Below are 22,615 nucleotides of genomic sequence, written 5' to 3' on the forward strand. Positions count from 1 at the left end.
CACCAATCGTGCCTCCTAGAAGGCCACCTTGCCTCGGCGATCGCTTGACGCAGATTGTGCCAGTTGCGTAAGTCCTGAGGTTAAATCATGGTAAAGTATCAGTCCAAAAAATATTCTGTAGGAGAAAAACATACTTTTGCAGTCCGGGAGAATTTCGGAAGTGCTAAAGTGTATGGACAAAATGCACAGTCAGTGCTTAACAAAGCTACTGGATTTATCAATGCTTACGATTTTACGCTGAATCCCTATCGTGGCTGTCAGTATGGATGCAGCTATTGTTATGCTGCTGCTTTTAGCCCTAATTCACAGATGCGGCAGGATTGGGGGAATTGGATAATCATTAAGCAAAATGCAGCGGAAATTCTAAATAAAGAGTTGCAAAGATGGTACAAAAAACAACCCGATCGCTCACCTAGCATTTACATGAGTAGTGTCACCGATCCATATCAGCCCATTGAATCTAAAGAACAATTAACTAGGCACTTGTTAGAAGTGATGATTCCCTATCAACCGACATTAGTTATCCAAACTCGCAGTCCTATGATAACTAGAGATATCGATATTTTACAGCAATTTCAGCGATTGCGAGTTAACATGAGCATTCCCACTGGTAGCGAAAAAGTTAGGAAAGATTTTGAACCAAAATCGCCTAGTATTCCTGCTAGGATCAAAGCTATTGAAAAACTGAGATACAGCTTTCCTTACCGAGAAAATTGCGAAGTCAGATTTTCTATAACTGTGACGCCACTCCTCCCTACCTTACCGGAAGATGAAGCTAATTTTATTAGCAAGCTGGAAGTTGTAGATCGGGTGGTAATTCAGGATTTTCATGCCAGCAACGGGCGATCGCTAATTGCGTCAACTCGCGAGGAAGCATTAGCTCTTAAACAAAAGTACGCTTGGTGGTACAATAGCGAACAACAGAGTTATCGCAAGTTTAAAAATAAATTAGTTGCGATGCTTCCGGGGGTTGAGATTATGGAAGGTAAAGAGGGATTTGGCTATGAGTAGTCCGCTAGTAAATTGGTGGCGTTCCCATAAGTTTAACGAAGCCGTGAAGAGTCAAAATAATCGATTTGCCAAACAACTTTTAAAAAAAATAGAAAATTCCGGTGCAAAACTCTCATGGCAGCAGAAACTATTTAAAGAGCGCCTACAGCTTGAGAAGTTATTGCAGAAAAAAAATGACCGCATCAAAGAAGCCGATCACCATTTAGAAGAATTAGAAATGCAACTAAGCTTCGGGCAACTTGACGATTCGCTGGCGCGGGTTGATAAATTAACCTTGTTTCCCGACACAAAGTTCATTGAACATATTTCAAAATCTTTCAAATTGATATACTGCGATGAAAGTATGATTCAATGCACTGGCATTGATGACAATATATTTACAGATTTTGAAAAACATTTGGCTGGCTTCATCAAGAACGACCTTAATAACTTGAGCCGTCAAAAAACAAATGTTGATTCTTTACTTCAACAAGCTGTTGAGGACATACAAAAGCTGAAAGAAGGACAAGATCCTCAATACAGTTTTGAACTAAGTCCTCACATCTATTTAATGAGATATTTCCTCGATAACGTCTATTGTACATATCTAGCTTGGTTCCTGATTTACAAGGCTGGATTATTACCAACTAAAGTTAATATCCTTGATATAGCGGCGGGGCCGGGTACTGTTGCTTACGGACTCGGTTTGTTGCTGCAAAGCAGTAGCGCCTTTTTTTCAAGGCCGCCAATGCACATATCCTACTACTCTCTGGAACAGCAAAAAGCTTTTCAATACCGTGGACTCCAGTTTTGGCGGCAGTACATGGAACCCCAGGCGATGAATGCTTACTTTCGCTTTGACACTTCTAGTATCTTTGATGTGGAAAATCAATCTAAAAGACTGCCGAAAAATTTCTTTGATTTTATAGTGATTTCTCACTGTTTTTTTAAGGATGAGGAGAGAAGAGAAAAATCCCTTCAGATTTACCAGGATATATTTACAAACAGCTTGAATGATTCGGGTTACGCTTTGCTAATTATTCAAGAAAAGAAGTTGCTGATACCATACAATCTTCGTCGAGTTGATGATTGCCAACAAGAGCTAAGTGTAGTACAACAATTTATTGATAAACTGGGCTTAAACTTAGTTTGGTATAAATATTTAAGTTCAACTGGTAGGAGGACATCCCATCCTAATTATCCAAAGTTTGCTAGAGAAAATTTACCTCCAAAGGAATTTATCAGTCCACTTTTACGCCAGCACTTTAAGTTACATTATGACTCCAACTATGCACTTAATGACTATATAATAGTGGCACAAAAATGATATATATTTCTCAATAAAAAGTTTCCAATTTAACATTTAATTATAAAAAACTGTGATTCAAAACTTGACTGACATACCTACAAATAACATTCAAACTGGATGGCACGGCCACCTAGATTTAGTCTACGCTAACCGCAGCGGCGCAACTCAAATTATTCACAATCAAATGCAAGCGCCGCTGAAGGTGCAGCGTCCGTTTTATCCTGAAGGGAAAGAGATTTGCCACAGCGTCATTTTGCACACGGCTGGGGGAGTTGTTGGGGGCGATCGACTTTCCAGCCATTTTCACCTCCAACCCAACGCCAAAGCCTTGATTACCAGCGCCGCCGCTGGTAAAATCTATCGCAGCAGCGGACTAGAATCACAACAAAATATCGACATCAAACTAGAAGCCGATGCTAATTTAGAATGGCTGCCACAGGAAACAATAGTTTTTGACGGCGCAATATATCGGCAAAATTTGCGGGTAGAATTAGCACCAACAGCGAGGATTTTACTGTGGGAAATTACCAGATTGGGACGCAGTGCTAGGGGCGAAAAGTTCTTGTCTGGAGAATGGATATCGCACACCGAAGTCTGGCAACAAAACAGCCCTTTATGGATTGACAGACAATTGCTCAAAGGTGGAGAAAAAATGCTCGAAAGCCCTCACGGCCTCGGAGGAAAACCCGTAGTCGCCACCCTTGCTTGGGTAGGCGAACCCGTCACCACAGAGTTCGTGGAAAAAGTGCGAGATTTGCCATCTGAGGCAACAATTTATCCTGGTAATTCCACCGTCGGCGTCACTCGTATTCCTAACGGTTTGCTGTGCCGATATCGCGGTTCATCCACCACCGCAGCGAGAGACTGGTTTGTCAGCATTTGGCACTTGCTGCGCTTATCTTTTTCAGAACGCCCTTGCTGTTTGCCCAGAGTTTGGATAAAATAGGATGATCTTTGAGTTTCAATGTATAGTTTGCCTCCTAACTCGATTATTCATCTCTCTCTTCTCTGACTCTGCGCCCTCTGTGCCCTTTGCGGTTAAATCATTCACAAAAAACCGTAAAAGATATGATAATCAAATAATGCGATCGCACTTACAAGAATAAAAATGCAACTCACCCCCCAAGAAAAAGACAAACTGCTGATTTTCACCGCCGCCCTGGTAGCAGAGCGCCGGAAACAAAGAGGTTTAAAATTAAACTATCCAGAAGCACTAGCATACATTTCCGCAGCCATTTTAGAAGGAGCCAGAGATGGCCTCACCGTCGCCGATTTAATGAGTTATGGAACAACTCTCCTGACGCGGGAAGATGTGATGGAAGGGATAGCAGAAATGGTGCATGAAGTCCAGGTGGAGGCGACTTTCCCCGATGGAACTAAGTTGGTAACAGTGCACGATCCGATCCGTTAAAAAATCAACCACAGATACTCATAGGAAGAAAAGATGATTCCAGGAGAAATGATTGTTTCAGCAGGCGAAATAGAATTAAATTCAGGTCGCCCAACGGTGCGGTTGCTGGTAGGAAATAAAGGCGATCGACCCATTCAAATTGGTTCACACTATCACTTTTACGAGGCAAACGAAGCCTTAGAATTTTATCGAGAACAAGCAAAAGGAATGCGGTTGGATATCCCCGCAGGTACAGCAGTTAGGTTTGAACCGGGAGATGAAAGGGAGGTTCAATTAGTGCCGTTTGTTGGTAGTCGTCAAGTCTATGGCTTTAATGGAAAAGTGGACGGTCATCTGGATGCTGAAGTATGAAAGCATAAGGTAATTCACCATTGTTGATTTTGGAATTAGAAACTTTTTAACTTCAAAGTTCTGCCTGTTGCCAAAAAGAATGCAACTGTAGGGAATATCCACACCATGAGAGTAATAAGCTATCCGCAATCCCCAATCTAACATGGTATCACTTCCCGCCCTATACCTAAAGAGTGACAAAGCCATCTCACAACTTTTTCTCTGCCTTCTGTATGAGTCCCTTCTGCCTTTCTTTTGTTAGTTCAATCTCTGACTTTTGAGCGAGTTAAAATCAGCAGTTTGCGGTATACCGTGGTTGTTAAAACTGCAAACATATACAGCAAAAGTGCGTGATGAACCCAAAATTAGTTGACCAGATCAAACAGACATTGAAGCAGAGCTTGCTGGCAACATCAAGGCGTGTCTGGAGAACCCCGTTAGATCGGCGCACCAGCATCAAATTGTTAGATGACAGCATCGTTTACAAAAAGCAGCACCAACCTATCAATATACCCGCATTAACCTCGGCAAACAAAGTGCCTTCTCGGTTTTTTGCCACGGAAAAAACCGTATCTTTTGACCCAGATTATGTTTGGAAAATTTGCCTCAATCAAAAAATAAATTCTCTAACTATTTGTACGTCGGGCAACACGCTGCTGAATAACAAGTTGCTTTTAGACTTGGATTTTCGGATTAGCGGTGCGGGCATTCTGGAATGGCCTTACAAACCTAACCAAATTACCTATCCGCTGGTAGTTGCTCCTTGGTCGCATTTGTGGTGTAGTTATTATGATTATGTGATTTTTGTGCTGGCTAAACTTTGTCGAATTGAGGAGGCTTTAGGTAAGGAAATTTGGCAAGAAGCTAAAATTTGTTATCCTTTACGACATACAGATTTTGAGTTGGGCTTTATGACCAAACTCGGTATTCCTGAAAGTTCACTAATCGACACTCGGGCTAGAAATACGGGATATCATGCAGAAAGTCTGGTGGTGGGAAACAATCAAGACTGGTATTTTCCCAGTCCTTACGATATAGAGCTTTTGCGGAAAAAATTCTGTCTTCAGGAAAAGGTAAAGCCTTATAGAAAACTTTATCTGTCTAGAAGCGGCCGGCGCCAGGTTAAAAATGAAGTACAAGTGCGAGAGGTTTTGAAAGAATTTGATTTTGAAATTTTGGAAGATATCTCGCGCACTGTTGATGAACAAATTCGTCTGTTTGCAGAAGCGGCGGTGGTTGTCGGCCCTCACGGGGCTGGTTTTACAAATTTGCTGTGGTGTCAGCCGGGAACGAAAGTATTGGAATTCTTTTATGGAGGGTACACTCCGCCATATTTTTATTACATTTGCCAGTTATTGGGATTAGAATACTCTCGTATGGTTGATGACAACAATGTAGCTGAAGATTGGAGTTTCATTGGCATGGATATGACGGTGGATGTGGAGATTTTGAAAAGGGAAATCCCTAAAATGCTGGAGGAAAGTTGCCCCTTGATAGCAGTTTAGATTTTCGATTTGCAAAAATAGAGGCATATCGGGGTTTTAAAGCTTGCCTAATGTTGTATTTTTTTGACTGTTGCAGATTGAGGAACTCGTCACATACTATAATTCAAGTGGGTCTCAACTGCTAACTAAAAATTTATTAATATTAGGAGCGAGCATGAGTTACAGAATGGATCGCCGCGCCTACGCGGAAACCTTCGGGCCGACTGTGGGCGATCGCGTCCGGTTAGCCGATACCGAATTATTCATAGAAGTTGAAAAAGACTTCACAACCTACGGGGATGAAGTTAAGTTTGGCGGTGGCAAAGTCATTCGCGACGGCATGGGACAGTCGCCTATTTCTAATGCAGACGGCGCTGTTGATACGGTGATTACTAATGCTTTAATATTAGACTGGTGGGGAATTGTTAAAGCCGATGTCGGCATTAAAGACGGCAAAATTTACAAAATTGGTAAAGCAGGAAATCCTTATATTCAAGATAGGGTAGATATTATTATCGGGCCCGGTACTGAAGTCATTGCTGGTGAAGGAATGATTCTCACCGCTGGGGGAATTGACACTCACATTCATTTTATTTGCCCGCAACAAATTGAAGTGGCGATCGCCTCCGGCATCACGACAATGATCGGCGGTGGCACTGGCCCGGCAACGGGTACAAACGCCACAACGTGCACTCCCGGGCCTTGGCATATGTACAGAATGCTGCAAGCTGCTGACGCTTTCCCCGTAAATCTAGGATTTTTAGGTAAAGGAAATACCAGTCAACCCCAAGGATTAATTGAACAAATATTAGCAGGTGCAATGGGTTTGAAACTCCACGAAGATTGGGGAACTACACCAGCAACGATCGATACTTGTTTGAGTGTCGCTGACGAGTACGATGTCCAAGTTGCAATTCACACGGATACTCTCAATGAAGCGGGATTTGTGGAAGCTACAATTGCAGCTTTTAAGAATCGAGCTATTCATACTTACCACACCGAAGGTGCGGGTGGCGGACACGCACCGGATATTATTAAAGTGTGCGGCAAAGCTAATGTTTTGCCTTCATCAACTAACCCGACTCGCCCTTACACTGTCAATACTTTAGAAGAACATTTAGATATGTTGATGGTTTGCCACCATTTGGATCGAGGCATTCCTGAAGATGTGGCTTTTGCGGAATCGAGAATTAGAAGGGAAACTATTGCTGCTGAGGATATTCTCCACGATTTAGGTGCGTTTAGCATGATTTCTTCTGATTCTCAGGCGATGGGAAGAGTGGGAGAGGTGATTATTCGGACTTGGCAAACGGCACATAAAATGAAAGTTCAAAGGGGAATTTTGAACGGGCAAGATGCCCGTTCCACAGGTAATTTAGACGGGCAAGATGCCCGTTCCCCAGGGGGAGAAAATGACAATTTTCGGGTGAAGCGGTACATTGCAAAATATACGATTAATCCGGCGATTACTCACGGAATTAGTCAGTATGTCGGTTCGGTGGAAGAGGGGAAATTGGCGGATTTATGTTTGTGGCGGCCGGCTTTTTTTGGGGTGAAACCGGAACTGGTAATTAAAGGAGGGGCGATCGCCTACGGGCAGATGGGAGATGCTAACGCCAGCATTCCGACGCCGCAGCCGGTGCATATGCGGCCGATGTTCGGTAGTTTTGGCGGTGCGATTGGGGCGACTTGTCTGACGTTTGTAAGTCAGGTGGCGCGAGATCGAGATATTGTCGCACAGCTCGGTTTGCAAAAGCCCGCTGTAGCAGTTTCCGGGACGCGACAAATTAGCAAAAGAGACATGAAACTCAACGATTATTTGCCACAAATGGAAGTCGATCCAGAAACTTATGAAGTCAGGGCGGATGGGGAATTGTTAACTTGCGAACCGGCAACAGTTTTGCCAATGGCGCAGCGGTACTTTTTGTTTTAACTGATATCTTGCACCATTTTCAGCAACAGGCAAGATGCCTGTTCCACAAAATATAAATTTTCTTGTGGGACAGGCATCTTGCCTGTTAATAAAAGGCTAATTGACAATGGTGCAATATCTCATTTTTAACCGATTAAACAATCATGTAGAGGCGCGTTTTACCAACAAAATTTACCAAAAACAGACAATCTCAAAAACCCGCCCCCACCCAACAGCAAATATTCATCTTACTTCATTCTGGATTTGATTTCGTGTTATAAAAATTGAGCGATCGCACTATCAAACCCTGACACACAAACCAAAAATAAAGTGCAATATTAATTCCGCTCAACAGCTTCGGTATTCCCTCCAGCAAGCTCGAAACAATCTCGTTTTGTAACGGCAACGCTTCTGCAAAAAAGGCAACAAATAACAAACCAACGCCACTCAGCAGTAAAGCATAGGGAGTCGAGCGAATTTGTCTCGGAAAAGCTAATCCGTATGTAACAGCCAGCACGGCGTAAAATATGACAATTGTCACTTTCGGGAAACCCGCACGTCCCAGATGAACGTGGGTGCGAAAAACTTCATTGAACAGAAAGCAACCTGCAAACAGTGCCGAATATAAAATAAATCGATTTTCTGGGCGCTCTGGTTGAATAATTCTCAGCAATCCAAAGGTAAAAGCGCACACCATTACCGATAAATAAAATAACATTTGAAACGCTAAAAAAAAGAAACCTGCACCCGGATACGTGGCAGAGCAAGGAGGCAAAAATAACCCTTTTACCGAAGAACCAAATAAACTCAGACACGCCGTCACTAGCCCAACCAGCACTAAAGTTAAACTATTGAACAACAATACAGTTCTGTAATTTGCCATAATTAATAACTAAAAGCCAACAACAGTATATTGCGCGTCAAACCATTTTTTGCTAGGGCTTGTGCACGGGGGTTCAGAAACCGGGTTTTTTACGAAAATACTGCGTTGTGACCCGCAAATTCGGTAAAAAAACCGGTTTCTCTGTCGGAGTGCATAAGTCCCGATCGCGTTCTTTGAGTAAAGGTGAAATATTCGGTAAAAGGACGAAGCGCCGTGCTGTGTTTCTACAGTAGGCAATTGAGAATCGGCAGATATCTAAACAGAGAGGAAATCTTCAGGGCCAATGAGGTTCGGAGCAACGCCTGTCAAAGCAGCTAAAACTTCACCGCTGCCCGCTTGTCTAATTAATGTGCCGTTAGTTCCAGGGGAAATTGATAGCTGTCCGAAGGTCAAGCCATTGATTAATTGAAAGGTATCTTGAGAGTTGGCGAAATCAAAGATGGTATCAACTCCCAATCCCGCACCTAAAACAAATACATCGTTGCCCGCGCCGCCGACTAGATTATCGTTGCCCAAACCGCCGTTGAGGGTGTCAAAACCTTTGCCCCCAGACAGGTTATCGCTGCCGTCGCCACCATTGATGATATCGTTGCCCCGCAAACCAGTCAGAACGTCATCGCCTGCCACACCGTTGATGGTGTCGTTGCCGGGAGTGCCTGTCAGGTTGTCGTTGCCGTTCGTGCCGTTGATGGCGTTTGGAGGGTTATTGCTGCCGCCTGAAGTGTTGCCGATGTCAGAAACAAAGATGTCGGCGGTATTGTTGGTATCCCCCGGCACGAGGTTGGAGGCACTAGATTCAAACGACCCTTTCTGTCCGTTCGCCGAGACTTTCGGTCCGTTCGCCGGGATGGCGGAGATGTCGGCGGAGAAGCTGTTCCCCTGATTGCCTGCTGAGTCTACAGAGACGCGGGTGGTGGTATTGGTTAACAAGTCCCGCACGAAGATGTCGGTTTGATTGTTAGTATCCCCCGGCACCAGGTTGGAAGCATCAGAGTTAAACGCCACAAACCGCCCGTCGGCTGAGATGGAGGGAGCAGCGAAGGAGGTTTTGTCCCCCTGATTACCTGCTGAGTCTACAGAGACGCGGGTGGTGGTATTGGTTAACAAGTCCCGCACGAAGACATCCTGAGCATTGTTCGTGTCTCCCGGCACGAGGTTGGAGGCATCAGAGTTAAAAACCACAAACCGCCCGTCGCCTGAGATGGAGGGATAGCGGGAGCTGCTGTTCCCCGGATTGCCTGCTGAGTCTACAGAGACGCGGATGGTGGTGTTGGTTGACAAGTCCCGCACGAAGATGTCGCCAGCATTGTTAGTATTCCCCGGCACAAGGTTGGTTGCATAAGAAGTAAACGCCACAAACCGCCCGTCGGCGGAGATGGAGGGGAATAGGGAAAAGTCGTTTGCCTGATTGCCTGCTAAGTCTACAGAGACGCGGGTGGTGGTGTTGGTTGACAAGTCCCGCACAAAGATGTCCGGTTGATTGTTAGTATCCCCCGGCACGAAGTTGGTGGCATTAGAATCAAACGCTACAAACCTTCCGTCGCCTGAGATGGAGGAATAGCTGACGCTACCGTTCCCCGGATTGCCTGCTGAGTCTACTGAGACGCGGGTAGTTGTATTGGTTGACAAGTCCCGCACGAAGATGTCATAGAGATTGTTAGTATCCCCCGGCACGAGGTTGAAGGCACTAGATTGAAATACTACAAACCGCCCGTCGGCTGAGATGGAGGGAGAGAAGGAGTCGCTGTTCCCCGGATTGCCTGCTGAGTCTACTGAGACGCGGGTGGTGGTATTGGTGAGCGTGTCCCGCACGAAGATGTCGCTGCTACCGTTCGTATCCCCGGGTACGAGGTTGAAGGCATTAGATTGAAATGCTACAAACCGCCCATCGGCTGAGATGGAGGAATTGTTGGAGAAGCGGTTCGCCTGATTGCCTGCTGAGTCAACCGAGACGCGAGTAATAGTCATAAGTCCTCACACTAAAATTGCAAATTTGGTAAATTCACGAGTGTTCGATCGCCCGAAGCTTCTGACAAAACAGATTCGCGCGCTTGTATGGCGATCGACTAATGTTTCTGAATAGACTTCTCCAAAAATTATATTATTGTGGCACAGGCATCCTGCCTGTTCAAGACTGGCATTTCTGGAGTGGCATTCATAGCTGGATATTCTGGTGCACAATAGTTCGGACCATTTACTCAACACGCTCTAATTTAATCGCGACTCTCCTGGATTTGTGGTGGAAACAGTAGTTAGCTTGTCGCTAACACAGGTAAAATGCCCCCACCAAAGCAAGTTTTATTTTTATTTATTATCACCTCAAACTCAGGAGAGTTTTAATCGCTCGGTAAACTCAATTTTAATACCTGTCCAACTGATACCTCGTGCTTGTGCGTCGCTACTACCACGGCACCTTCTAATCGCGGATCGTAACATCCAACCCAAGCCGCAGGATGACATTCGTGTACTAAATACCCGTACAGCCAAATTGCTCCTCTACCTTCAATGACAATTCCTTGACTCAATTGAACGTCTTGAGGAAGTTTCAAACCTTGTAAATCATTTGGCGTGATGATACCGTCTTGAGTAGTAATACGCAAGCGCAAATGTTGGTAAGCTAAACCGTCTTGAGTTTGATGGGGAATTATTTTTAATTCAATAGGATTCATTGGATGCACAAATGTTGAAGGCTGCGATAAAATCATATACCTTTTAGGGTAAATTGGGAATCCGATCGCCAACTTTGAGTCCCAATTGGGCCGCCCTTCCGCCTCTTAGTTCGATCACTCCGTCAACGGGAACATCCGGGCCGTAGTTGGGGCAGGTTTCGCTCAAACACGGCGGTACGTTAGGAATTATCGCCTGCACTACGCCTTCCCGCAGAAAAACCATATCGAGCTCAATAAACACGTTTTTCATCCAAAAACGCACGTTTCGCGCTGGTTCGATCGGGAAAAACATTCCTCTGTCCTCCGGTAATTCTGTCCGAAACATTAAACCTGTGGCTTGTTCTTGGGGAGTTTGCGCCACTTCCAGTCCGATCGCGCGATCGGCTATAATCGTGTTAACCGAAATTGGCAAAAGCTGACCCCTATCTAGTCCGCCAAACAGCGAAATAAAGTTGGATTCAGTCAGATTATAATTTCCCGAAACAACTCCTAAATAATTACCAGACTTTTTATCTTTCATAATAGTTTGGTTGTCGGAAACAGAAAGATCTAAATCGCTAAAGTTCATGCCGTCTGTCAAGAGAATTTTATCATTGCCGTTGCCAAAATCTGTAATTATATCGGCTTCAGTAATAGTAGATGCGGCGGATGTTTTTTCCATCACAAATAAATCCTCCCCCGCGCCTCCTGTCAAGATATCCCTGCCTTCGGCGCCTATTAGCAAATCGTGACCCCGATCGCCAAACATCCAATCCGACTCTTGTCCTCCATAGATTGTATCGCTTCCCTGACCGCCAGACAGCGTATCAGTGCCTTCATTTCCTGCTAGCAAATCATTTTCCCGATCGCCAAAAATCCGGTCGTTTCCCCCCAAACCTTGAACAGTATCATTACCCGCAAATCCTCTAATCGTATCGTTGCTGAGAGTTCCCAGGAGAAAATCGAAGCCGAAACTACCGTCGATGTTAACCATTTTGCCTTTAATGATGCGTTTAATAAAATGAAGATTTGGCGATCGGCATCCGCCAACCGGTACCAAAAGCTCGATCGCTAATTTTCAAACCCGGGGCTGCTTGCCGCCGTTTAAACTCCGCTTGCCTCACTAATTTTACTACACGTTTAACCACGGCTTCATCGTGTCCTGCAGCGACAATTTGTTGGACCGATTCGTGATTTTCTATCAACCGCTGCAAGATGTCATCCAAAACATCGTAATCCGGCAAAGAATCTTGGTCTATTTGACCCGGTTTCAGTTCAGCACTCGGCGGCTTAGTAATAATATTAACCGGAATAATTTCCTTTCCCAAGTCAGCCTGATTTTTAATCTTCTCACTCCCAGAATTCAGCCACCTACAAAGCGAATACACGCGAGTTTTCGGGACATCAGAAATCACCGCCAATCCCCCATTCATATCACCGTAGAGAGTGCAGTAACCCACCGCCATTTCCGACTTATTGCCCGTGGAAAGCAGCAAATGTCCGAACTTATTAGAAATTGCCATCAACAGATTGCCTCGAATCCGCGATTGAATATTTTCCTCAGCAATCCCGAAAGTTGTATTCACAAACAAATCGGCGAGAGTGCGATCGTAAGTTTTCATCAAATCGCCGATCGGCAATAGTTCGATCGCGATGCCCAGATTGCGGGCTAATTCCAAAGCATCATTAACCGAATGATCCGAACTATAAGGAGAAGGCATCAGCACCCCTAGAACATTTTCGGGCCCGATCGCGCAACTGGCGAGCGCCGCCACCAAAGCCGAATCTATCCCCCCACTCAAACCGAGTACAACCTTAGAAAAACCGCACTTGCGAACATAATCTCGTACTCCCAAAACCAAAGCAGCCCAAATTTCTGCATCTCCCTCGGGAGGATAAAAACTCAACTGCACAGCCTCACTTTCTGCTGCACTTGCCTGATTGCTGCCAACTAAATCGTGTTTAGTGGCGTCATATTCCAGCACCGCAAAATCCGTTTCAAAAGAAGCTAATACCTGAATCAAATCACCCTTTCGATTCACAGCAAAACTGCTGCCATCAAAAATAATATCGTCATTTCCCCCTACCTGATTAGCGTAAATAATCGGTATCCCGCAGCGGATGACGCTGTGCTGCAACATCGCCGATCGCACTCCCCGCTTCCCCGCACAGTAAGGCGATGCCGACAAATTCACCACTAAATCTACGCCCAATTTTGCCAGATCGGAAACAGGATCTCCCGCATAACTGCGTTTACCCCAAAACTCTTCATTGTTCCACAAATCTTCACAAATTGTCACGCCGATTTTGACTTCGCCAATAGAAAAGTAATTGCTGTTTTCTCCAGGTTCAAAATATCTATCTTCATCAAATACATCATAAGTAGGCAACAAGCGTTTATGAAAAACTTGTTTGACGGCGCCATTTTGCAACAAAACAGCGCTATTAAACAATGATTTTCCGCCGAGTTTAACAGCATTAGCATTAGGTAAGGCTGTGCCTACTATAACTGCCAACTTTCGTGGCAAAGCTTGCGCCAGTTGCTGCAACTGTGTACCTGCATCTGCAATGAAACTCGGATTGATTAACAAATCGCGCGGCGGATAACCGATCAGGGAAAGTTCCGGTGTTAGCAATAAGTTTGCGCCTTCAACCTCAGCTTGTTTCGCAGCCTCCAGAATTAGGTTGGAGTTGCCCAAGATATCACCAATAGTAGGATTGAGTTGTGCGATCGCAATTTTCATATCACCAAATCACTTAATAAGTATTGCTAACAATCCGCCCGCGCGGACTCACTTTCCTATAGTCCTAGATTTGAATGTAGCGAAAAATCACTTAGATTTGTAATGTTTCAACTCTTCCTCAATATAATAATTTACCAAATCCCGGTAAATATTTTCAACCACATCAGGATTCAAACCCGATTCTTTAGCCCACTCGCGCCGCTGCTGTAACATAGCCTGAAAGCGATCCGACGATCGAACGCTAGCTTCACTCGTTTTGAACCTTGCTGCCGCGATGACGTATTGAAATCTCTTGCTCAAAGCCTCGATCACTTCTCGATCGATAATATCAATTTCCTCCCGAACTTCGTGAATATTAGCGCATTCATCAGGGTCTTTCATCGTCTGCACTCCTTAATAGCTTCTATTCTAATGTTACTAAATCGATCCCCGAATGTCATCCAAGGAACAGCTAAATAAACACCAGAGGCTTATTTTTGAAAGGAGCAAAAGCGGCCGCATCAAAGCGGTACAAACTAGCAGGGCGACCGGCCCCGCGCGAAACCTTAACACCGGTATCGCACAAAAAACCCAATTTTAACAATCGAGATCTAAAATTAGAATAATCCGAAAAACTTTCCCCCAAAATAGTTGTATAAAGCTGATACAAATCGCTCAAAGTAAAAAGTTCCGGCAAAACTTCAAAAGCTACCGGACTGTATTCAAGTTTGTTACGCAGTCGCCGGTATCCGTATTCGAGAATTTGATTGTGATCGAAGGCAAGCTGTGGAACTTGTTGCACGGGATACCAAGCAATGCCGCCGACGCGGTGGCCCACACCCGCCACGACACTCCCAGCAATTAACTCAGCTTCCTCAAAGCGAACCAAAGCAAAATAACTCACCGAAAGATAGCGATCGCCCCTGGTATATTCTCGAGGATCGCGCCCCGGTTCTCCGAAAGTATACAATTGCTCCAGATACAAATTTTTTACCCGAATTTTCTCAGACAAAATCCGGTAAGCCGCATTTTCAAGAGACTCGCCCTGACGCACCAAAGTACCGGGAAGACTCCAAGAATCGATAAACGGTTCGTCTTGCCGCATTACCAACAGCACCAACAAGCGGTTCTGCACGGCATCGACGGAGAAAATCACATTATCTACTCCTACTTTAAAGTCAGCTAATGAGCAACCTTCGCCCTTTCTCGTGCCTCGTGCCATGCGTACAAATGCTCCCTATTGATGTAATCTTCGATGGTCGGAGTCAGAGCTTCCCTGTCTCCTGTTTCCCGATAGGAAGTAGAAGAAACATTGGGAGCACTCAAAGATGCGATCGCCACCTCTGCACCCATGCGCCTCAACTGCCACAAATCTAATTGTTCTGACGGATAACCGGGTCGCGGTACTATCAGCAACTCCACTTTTTTTAACAATTCTTCAAATTTATACCAGCGAGACAGTTGCCCCACCAAGTCGGAACCTATTACCAGCGTCAAATCTGCATTAGGCCACAGCAATCTTGCTTGTTCCACAGTTTCCACCGTCCTCGGACTGCTGAGTTCTGGATGCAAGCAAAGATTGTGTCTGGGCGAATTAATTTCTTGAATCATTAACAGCAGCATTGCCGATCGGTGCTCTAGAGAAGTTTGGTGCGACTTAAAAGGATTGTCCGACGCCCAAACTGCTACCCAATCAAAATGTTGGGAAAGCCAACTCAGAATTGTTTTATGTCCCGCTGTGGGCGGATCGGCACTGGTTCCAAAAAGAGCAATCTTCTGCATAGGTAATCGGTAATATCGTTAATAGTTAATGGGGAATTGTTGACTGTTGACGGCGTTGATTGATGACTACTGACTAATGACTAACGACTACTGACTCTTTTTCGTTTTTTGGGTGAGACTCTGCAAATCGGTAGAAATTTCCACCGACGGCGAAATCGGGTTGTCAAGTTGGCGAGTTTCGGGTCGAAGACTGGCAACTGAAGCAGCAGTTCGTTTGGCTATCTCCTCCAAACTTTCCGGGTTCTGGACTCGTTTGCCATCCTTGACAACCAACTCCATTAATGGTAAGTAAGAATCGCAATTGTGAATAGTTTCTCCCGACAATCCCAAACAATCTCCGAGAATTTGTCCATTTTCAATATGTCTAAAAATTTGCTTTCTTCCTGGATATGTTACCTTGGCGCTTGCCTCTTTCATCACCGGAATTCCGTCAATTTCCACCAACTTATAAACACCGTTCACAGGGGAACCGCTGACCAACTTGGTTCCCAAACCGTAACCGTCAATGCAAGCACCGCTACTTTTTAATTTAGCAATTTCTCGATCGTCCAAATCGCCGCTAGCAAAAATTGGAACGCCCGGAAGGATCGATCGAACTTCCCGAGACAGCACCGCCAAATCGCCCGAATCCAGCCGCACGCCTTCCAACTGCATTTCACCGCTGTTGACTCGATCGGCCAACATCCGCGCCGCCGCCACAGTATCGTAAGTATCGATCAGCAGCGGCGCCCCCGGAAAATAGCGGTGAAATGCTGCAAACGCCTGATTCTCGCTGCCTTCGAGGGCAGCCACAGCCATTACCAAAGCATGGGCGATCGTACCGACAGGTTTGCGGCCCAACTTCAAAGCAGCCAAAACATTAGAAGTTCCGTCGAACCCCGCAGCCAGAGCCGCCCTAGCCGCCCACACAGCAGCTTGAGGCCCAAAAGCCCTGCGCGTCCCGAATTCCAGCAACTTAGCCTCCGGACCCGCCGCATCCCGCAGTCTGGCCGCCCGCGTCGCAATCAAAGTTTGATAATTTATCGCATTCAACAAATAAGTTTCCACCAACTGAGCCTGCCACAGAGGAGCCTCAATTCGCAGCAGAGGCTCGTTGGCAAACACCGCCGTCCCCTCCGGCACCGCCCAAACATCGCCAGTAAAACGGGCTGTGGCGAGTAAAGTCCAAAATCGATCAGGGGCACCAGCAAAAATCCCCGTGGACTGCAAAGCCTCAATTTGCGCCGGCGAAAACCGAAATTTTTCTAAATAATCGATAACTTGGGCCAAACCCATCGCGATCGCGTAGCCAAAACCCTCTGGCAGCCTGCGCGCGAATAATTCAAAACTCGCGACCCGCCCGTCGATCTCTTCCCCGACATAACAAGCGGCCATCGTTAGCTGGTAGAGATCGGTCAAAAGGCTGTAATCTGCTGAAGAAACCGTTAGTTCCCGGTCTTCTAAGATTTCTTCAAAACCTGTGAGCTGCAGGCTTTCTGTCGCAGTTTCCATAAGAAAAACCCCGGACAAACTTCTTTTTTTTAATTATAGTGAATAATACCATATCTTTTTGTAAAATTTTGATAAAGATTGCAGATATTGTCGGAAAAATTCGCTGATTATGCCCTTTAATACCGGATTTAGGTTAATTTATACATTAATATTATGGTACAATCAATATAAATACTTGCTTTAACAAACTCAGGAATTAAGCACAAACACTCAAGCGTTCCCGATTTTTTACGAACATATGTGGTTCCAGCCCTTGGAAAGATGTAGAAAACCGGGTTTCTGAGCATCGGGATTGCGATCGCCACTGATTGAGTTGAGCAAGGAAAAATCTAGCAGCAAAAGGTCGATCGTCCAAAAATGCGTAATTCCTAAAACCTTCAGCTTGCTTCAATGTTGCAGACCAATAAGTAATTCAAATAAATATTGCTAAACTCATCCACAGCCCAAAAATCAGAGTAATATTAAAAGTATCAGAACCCAGACAAGAGAGGCAGATTCTATGAATCTTTCTAAATCTTTGGCAAACGCGATGCGTTACGTCTCGGAAGCAGCGGTGCGGATTTTTAGCCCCAGCGATGACAACTATCCAAATAGCGGAGTTCAACCTTTTGAGGGTAAGCTCTCCAAAAGTTCTAAATCGAGAGAATGAACAGCCATTCAGGCATTTTCTAGCGAGTTCGGCACAGGCATTCAGTTTAACAGTCAACAGTTAACAATTAACTGTTGACTGTTAGCTTTTGAGTTGTAATTTTAACTGTTAATAGTAATTGTATGTGGCGTTTCTCTTCCTTCTACCCCAGCTACAATTACCAAGCACCAATTACCAGAAAAAATTGGTTTAAAGCCGGAACCCTTGCAGGGAGAAATTAAAAGAAGACTATTCATTACTCCAATCCTCTTCCTTCCAGGTAGAGGTCGATATCAACTGTCAACTATCAACTGTCAACTGTCAACTGAATGAAAACCTCCTGGAACAAATCACACCACATTTTAAGTTGCTACTTCGATACCTTAGAGTAATTCTACTCCTTGACAAAAGTGTTTTTAGCTTAACTGGTTAAAATGTGTAGGCACTGGCTGCGGGCGATACCTAGCCGAAAGTTCGGGTCATTCCCCCATCGGAATATCGGCTGCAAGCTGGTCTTTTTGTTAGCTGAAAACTCTACTGCTGGTTAGGGTCTTGCCGGGGTTAATTGTCGTACAGTAATTTTACAGGCAAGCTGCAAACAGGAGTGAGAAGATTCAAGTAATTGCACGGAAGCTTTGAACGTTTGTTGGGAAATTGTTTGTGCCTCAATTGACTTGCAAAGAATTTCCCCTTCAAATACACCCCTGCTGACAGCGCGATCGCACTCTCGAAAGGAATAGCTGATGCAGGTAAAACAAAACAAACTTTTCACTACCGAAGCGATCGATCGCTTATCTTCACCGGAACGCCTCGACGAAATGATGCAGGTGGTTAGTCCTCGATCGTGGCTGCCACTAACTGCAATTGGCTGTTTAGTTGCTGCTGCGGGGGTTTGGAGTGCGATCGGGCGAATTCCGCTGACTGTTTCCGGTCAAGGCGTGTTGCTTCTGCCCCGCCGCGTCGTGCAATTTCAAGCTGCTAGTTCCGGTCAATTGCTAAAGCTGAATATCAAGCCGGGAGATGTTGTTAAACGGGGTCAAGAAATCGGCAGAATAAATAAACTCAACCTCCAGCAGCAGCTAGAACAAGAAAAAGCCCAATTAGCCCAACTGCAAGGGCAAAAGCAAGATACTAATAAGCTGCAAAAACAGCAGATGGCGCTGGAATTAAAAACCCTCGAACAGCAGCAAAAAGACCTTCAAGAAAGCTTGAATAGGGAGTCAGTTGCACCGATACTGCACCAGCAAAGTATGGCGGCATTAGAGCAAAAACGCCAAAGTTTGGAAGAAAGTTTGCGCCGAGAACAAATTGCGCCGGTACTGCGGCAGCAAACTCTGACAGCCTTAGCAGAAAAACGCCAAAGTTTGGAAGAAAGTTTGCGGCGAGAACAAGTTGCGCCGATATTGCGGCAGCAAACTCTGGCCGCGATCGCCAAAAAACGCGACAGTCTTTTGCAGCGAAAACAGCACATCACTTCTTTGGTAGAAACTTTACAGCAGCGGTTTGAAACTCGCCGCGTTCTTTACGAACAAGAGAGGGCGATTAGCGAGGATGTAATGCTGCAAGCGAGACAGGAATTCGCGGACTCTCAGATGCAACTGGCGGATATTGAAACGCAGTTAAAGGAACTCGACGTTCAGAAAACCAATAGCGATCGCGAATTCCTGCAAAATCTCAATAAAATTGACGACATCAAAAACAGCCGGCAGCAACTCAAGGTAGAAGCTACCAATACCGAACGAGAGTACCTGCAAAATCTCAACCGCCTTAACGAAATTAAAAACAACCTCCAAGAACTTAAAGTTCAGAAAAGTAACGCAGAACGAGATTATCGGCAAAACCTGAACAAAATTGATGAAATAAAAACTAAGATTAAAGACATAGAAACCCAAGCTGTAAAACTAGCTCAACAAGATTTAGAGAAGTCGATCGCCCAAACAAATCAAATTCAGGAAGTTAAACGCAAGATTGCCCACTTGCAGAATCAGTTGACCGCCGACAGCAAAATTACCAGCCAATATGAAGGTCGCGTCTTAGAAGTTAGCGCCGTTGCAGGTCAAATGCTGAACATCGGTACAAGAATCGGGACAGTTGAATCTGAGAATAATCGCGAAAAAATGGTCAGTCTTGTTTATTTTGCTGACAGAGACGGCAAGCAAATTAAACCGGGAATGACTGTACAAGTTACCCCTAGCGTCGTCAAGCGGGAACGCTACGGTGGCATTGTAGGCAAAGTAACCCAAGTTTCTCCTTTTCCGGTTACTAATCAAGATATGTCGTCAATTATCGGCAATGAAAATTTGGCTGACAGCATCGCAAAAAGCATCGCTGGCGGCGGTGCTCCCGTGCAAATCTTTGTCGAATTGCAACCAGATCCGAACACTATCAGCGGTTACAAATGGTCTTCCTCGAACGGGCCTCCTCTCAAGATTTCTCCCGGTACTACGGCGCTAGTTCGGGTTCAAATCGGGCAGTTAGCGCCGATGTCTTACGTGATTCCTATTTTTCGGTCTTTGACAGGAGTTTACTAACAACAGGACTGACGCATGGGTAGTCAGAAACCGGGTTTTTTACCTAATCTGCTCGCCCTCACGAAGTATTTTCGTAAAAAAACCCGGTTTCTAGGCCCCGGTGCGTCAGTCTTGTTCATTTACTAATTACCCGTTAATAAGCAATGAAACTTCCCTGGATTGACAAGTTTTTTACACCCTGCAACTTAAGGCGAGTTCGTACTCCCACCATCTTACAAATGGAAGCAGTAGAGTGCGGTGCTGCTGCTTTAGGAATTATTTTGAGTTACTGCGAACACCCGGTACCTTTAGCTCAATTGCGGAGCGAGTGCGGCGTTTCTCGCGATGGCAGTAAAGCTTCTAATATCCTTAAAGCAGCCCGAATTTACGGCTTAGATGCTAAAGGGTTTAAAAGAACTGTTGAAGAGTTGAAAACTGTACCGCCACCTTTTATTGTTTTTTGGAATTTCAATCACTTTTTGGTGGTTGAGGGGATGAAGAAAAAGCGCGTTTACCTCAACGACCCCGCATCGGGGCCGAGGACTGTTTCTCTAGAAGAATTTAAGTCTGCTTACACTGGCGTTGTTTTGACTTTTGAACCTGGGCCAGAGTTTAAAAAGGGCGGCAAAAAACCGAGTATTGCCAGTGCTTTAGATTCCCGATTGCAAAATTCCCGTTGGGCGATCGCATTTTGTTTAATTGCTGGTTTATTACTGACTGTTCCGCGTTTGGCTGGCGCGGCATTTACTCAAATTTTTGTAGATGAAATTCTCGTCGAAAACCGTCACGAATGGCTGCGTCCTTTAATATTGGGAATGCTGTTTGCCGCCGCTATTCAAGGGCTGCTAGCGCGGATGCGCCTTTTCTATTTGCGGCGGCTGGCAAACAAGCTTGCGATTTCGATGTCGGGACAGTTTCTCTGGCATACTTTGCGCTTGCCTGTGGGGTTTTACGCCCAGCGGTTTGCAGGTGAAATTAGCAGCCGCTGCCAAGTTAATGACAAGGTTGCTGAAATTTTATCGGGGAAACTTGCTGCAACTGCGCTCGACGCGGTGATGATGGTTTTCTATGCAATAATTATGGTTATGTACGACTGGGTATTGACCAGTGTTGCCGCTGTTTTTGCCGCTTTAAACTTTTTAGCACTGCAATCTTTATCCCGCAGCCGCGTCGATGCTAACACCAGATTAGCTCAGGAAACAGGTAAGGTGGGCGGTGCTGCGATCGCAGGCATTCAATCTATTGAAACTGTCAAAGCTAGCGGTTTAGAATTCGATTTATTTTCTAAGTTTGCCGGCTACTATGCCAAAATGAGCAACGCCCAGCAAGAATTGGCTTTGCCAACTCAAATATTGTCAATATTACCAGCATTTTTAACGGCATTAGCTGCAACTGCTATCTTAGTTGTCGGGGGCTTGCGGGTGATGAACGGCGGTTTGAGTATCGGGATGTTAATTGCCTATCAAAGTCTCACTCAGCAATTCCTGCGACCAGTCAACAATCTAGTCAATTTTGGCAGCACTCTGCAAGAATTAGAAGCCGATTTAAACCGACTTGATGACGTTCTGCAAAACCCGATCGATCCAGAAGCAGACCGCGATTCTTTTAATAGTAAAAACAGCAGCGCCGCCCTTGCACCAGATTCTTTTCATTTGCAGGGCTGGATTGAATTGCGCGGTGTCAGTTTTGGCTACAGCCGCTTGGAAGCGCCGCTAATAGACAACTTGAACTTAACCGTAAAACCGGGTCAGCGCGTAGCGTTAGTGGGGGGCAGCGGTTCGGGTAAATCTACTATTGCCAAACTTGTGACCGGCCTTTACGAACCAATGAATGGCGAAATTTTATTTGACGGGGTTCCCCGCAATTTGATTCCCCGTTCTATCCTAGCAAATTCGCTGGCAATGGTCGAACAAGAGATATTTCTATTTGCCGGGACTGTTCGGGAAAATCTGACGCTTTGGGACCCGACAGTACCGGAATCTGATTTAGTGCAAGCGTGCATTGATGCGGCAATTCACGAACTTATTTTGAATATGCCGGGAGGATACGATGCTCAACTCAATGAAGGGGGGACAAATATGAGCGGCGGACAGCGGCAACGTTTGGAAATTGCCAGGGCGTTAGTAAGAAATCCGGCGGTCTTGGTGCTGGATGAAGCAACGAGTGCTCTGGATGCTGAAACAGAGTTAATTATCGATCGCAATTTGAGGCGTCGCGGTACTTCTTGTATTGTGGTTGCTCACCGTTTGAGCACGATTCGGGATTGCGATGAAATTATTATGCTAGCAGGGGGGAAAGTAGTTCAGAGAGGCACTCATGAGGAGTTGCAAAAGCTGGGTGGTGCTTATGCTCGTTTGGTTGGGAACGAACAATAAACAGCAGAAATAGTCGATTAACCGCGATCGCAGCCGGGGCGAGTTTACGGGTTCTCTAGTCTCTATTTCTGATCAGGGTGAACCCGCCCCTACAGGAATTATGGGCAATTTACCGGAGATGATATAAATCCACTTAATT

The 22,615-nt window shown here is 45.3% G+C and carries 21 protein-coding genes; 10 read left to right on the top strand and 11 right to left on the bottom strand.

Annotated features, from left to right (window positions below):
* The first annotated feature begins 87 nt into the window (after positions 1–87).
* From QUA27_RS13105 to ureC, 7 genes are all read left to right on the top strand, one after another.
* Positions 88–1,011, top strand: a complete 924-nt coding sequence (locus tag QUA27_RS13105; protein ID WP_333068444.1) for an SPL family radical SAM protein — start codon at positions 88–90, stop codon at positions 1,009–1,011.
* A complete protein-coding gene (locus tag QUA27_RS13110; protein ID WP_333068445.1) occupies positions 1,004–2,317 on the top strand; it encodes a photosystem II assembly protein in 1,314 nt (437 codons plus the stop codon). The genes QUA27_RS13105 and QUA27_RS13110 overlap by 8 nt, the downstream gene beginning before the upstream one ends.
* A gap of 52 nt (positions 2,318–2,369) precedes the next feature.
* A complete protein-coding gene (locus QUA27_RS13115; RefSeq protein ID WP_333068446.1) occupies positions 2,370–3,245 on the top strand; it encodes an urease accessory protein UreD in 876 nt (291 codons plus the stop codon).
* 162 nt (positions 3,246–3,407) lie between these two features.
* Positions 3,408–3,710, top strand: coding sequence for an urease subunit gamma (gene ureA, locus QUA27_RS13120; RefSeq protein ID WP_006635319.1), 303 nt, complete (start codon positions 3,408–3,410; stop codon positions 3,708–3,710).
* 33 nt (positions 3,711–3,743) lie between these two features.
* Positions 3,744–4,061, top strand: a complete 318-nt coding sequence (locus QUA27_RS13125) for an urease subunit beta (protein WP_333068447.1) — start codon at positions 3,744–3,746, stop codon at positions 4,059–4,061.
* A gap of 332 nt (positions 4,062–4,393) precedes the next feature.
* Positions 4,394–5,545, top strand: coding sequence for a glycosyltransferase family 61 protein (locus tag QUA27_RS13130; RefSeq protein ID WP_333068448.1), 1,152 nt, complete (start codon positions 4,394–4,396; stop codon positions 5,543–5,545).
* 154 nt (positions 5,546–5,699) lie between these two features.
* The gene (gene ureC / locus QUA27_RS13135) at positions 5,700–7,457 is read left to right on the top strand and encodes an urease subunit alpha (RefSeq protein ID WP_333068449.1); all 1,758 of its coding nucleotides are present in this window, start codon (positions 5,700–5,702) and stop codon (positions 7,455–7,457) included.
* 232 nt (positions 7,458–7,689) lie between these two features.
* Here the strand turns inward: ureC and QUA27_RS13140 are convergent, their stop codons facing one another.
* The 10 genes from QUA27_RS13140 to QUA27_RS13185 form a co-directional block, all read right to left on the bottom strand.
* On the bottom strand, positions 7,690–8,319 hold the full coding sequence (locus tag QUA27_RS13140) for a DUF8692 domain-containing protein (protein ID WP_333068450.1): 630 nt from the start codon (positions 8,317–8,319) through the stop codon (positions 7,690–7,692).
* A gap of 255 nt (positions 8,320–8,574) precedes the next feature.
* Positions 8,575–10,287: a calcium-binding protein gene (locus tag QUA27_RS13145; protein WP_333068451.1), complete on the bottom strand. Its 1,713-nt coding sequence runs from the start codon at positions 10,285–10,287 to the stop codon at positions 8,575–8,577.
* Between the two features lie 368 nt (positions 10,288–10,655).
* Positions 10,656–10,988: a CRISPR-associated ring nuclease Crn3/Csx3 gene (gene crn3 / locus QUA27_RS13150; RefSeq protein ID WP_333040230.1), complete on the bottom strand. Its 333-nt coding sequence runs from the start codon at positions 10,986–10,988 to the stop codon at positions 10,656–10,658.
* A 43-nt stretch (positions 10,989–11,031) separates the two neighbouring features.
* Complete coding sequence (locus QUA27_RS13155; RefSeq protein WP_333068453.1) at positions 11,032–11,961, bottom strand: DUF192 domain-containing protein; 930 nt, start codon at positions 11,959–11,961, stop codon at positions 11,032–11,034.
* A 19-nt stretch (positions 11,962–11,980) separates the two neighbouring features.
* Positions 11,981–13,711, bottom strand: coding sequence for an NAD+ synthase (locus QUA27_RS13160; protein ID WP_333068454.1), 1,731 nt, complete (start codon positions 13,709–13,711; stop codon positions 11,981–11,983).
* Between the two features lie 87 nt (positions 13,712–13,798).
* Positions 13,799–14,092 carry an isochorismate lyase gene (locus tag QUA27_RS13165; protein WP_333068455.1) on the bottom strand — a complete coding sequence of 98 codons (294 nt, stop codon included), beginning with the start codon at positions 14,090–14,092 and terminating at the stop codon, positions 13,799–13,801.
* Positions 14,093–14,162: 70 nt separating this feature from the next.
* The gene (locus QUA27_RS13170; RefSeq protein WP_333068456.1) at positions 14,163–14,912 is read right to left on the bottom strand and encodes an NUDIX hydrolase; all 750 of its coding nucleotides are present in this window, start codon (positions 14,910–14,912) and stop codon (positions 14,163–14,165) included.
* Positions 14,873–15,472, bottom strand: coding sequence for a nicotinate-nucleotide adenylyltransferase (locus QUA27_RS13175; protein ID WP_333068457.1), 600 nt, complete (start codon positions 15,470–15,472; stop codon positions 14,873–14,875). The genes QUA27_RS13170 and QUA27_RS13175 overlap by 40 nt, the downstream gene beginning before the upstream one ends.
* 87 nt (positions 15,473–15,559) lie before the next feature.
* The gene (locus tag QUA27_RS13180; protein WP_333068458.1) at positions 15,560–16,963 is read right to left on the bottom strand and encodes a nicotinate phosphoribosyltransferase; all 1,404 of its coding nucleotides are present in this window, start codon (positions 16,961–16,963) and stop codon (positions 15,560–15,562) included.
* Between the two features lie 196 nt (positions 16,964–17,159).
* Positions 17,160–17,354, bottom strand: coding sequence for a hypothetical protein (locus tag QUA27_RS13185; RefSeq protein ID WP_333068459.1), 195 nt, complete (start codon positions 17,352–17,354; stop codon positions 17,160–17,162).
* 108 nt (positions 17,355–17,462) lie between these two features.
* Here QUA27_RS13185 and QUA27_RS13190 point away from each other — a divergent pair, with 108 nt between their 5' ends.
* The gene (locus QUA27_RS13190) at positions 17,463–17,612 is read left to right on the top strand and encodes an isochorismate synthase (protein ID WP_333049849.1); all 150 of its coding nucleotides are present in this window, start codon (positions 17,463–17,465) and stop codon (positions 17,610–17,612) included.
* Between the two features lie 101 nt (positions 17,613–17,713).
* Here QUA27_RS13190 and QUA27_RS13195 read toward each other — a convergent pair whose 3' ends face one another.
* Positions 17,714–17,848: a hypothetical protein gene (locus tag QUA27_RS13195; RefSeq protein ID WP_333068460.1), complete on the bottom strand. Its 135-nt coding sequence runs from the start codon at positions 17,846–17,848 to the stop codon at positions 17,714–17,716.
* Between the two features lie 486 nt (positions 17,849–18,334).
* On the opposite strand from QUA27_RS13195, the gene QUA27_RS13200 reads away from it, so the two are divergent.
* Positions 18,335–20,122, top strand: coding sequence for an NHLP bacteriocin system secretion protein (locus QUA27_RS13200; RefSeq protein ID WP_333068461.1), 1,788 nt, complete (start codon positions 18,335–18,337; stop codon positions 20,120–20,122).
* 143 nt (positions 20,123–20,265) lie between these two features.
* Positions 20,266–22,476: an NHLP family bacteriocin export ABC transporter peptidase/permease/ATPase subunit gene (locus tag QUA27_RS13205; RefSeq protein WP_333068462.1), complete on the top strand. Its 2,211-nt coding sequence runs from the start codon at positions 20,266–20,268 to the stop codon at positions 22,474–22,476.
* Positions 22,477–22,615 lie beyond the last annotated feature (139 nt).

This window comes from Microcoleus harperi Pol14_C6, assembly GCF_036701295.1.
Classification (GTDB): Bacteria; Cyanobacteriota; Cyanobacteriia; order Cyanobacteriales; family Microcoleaceae; genus Microcoleus.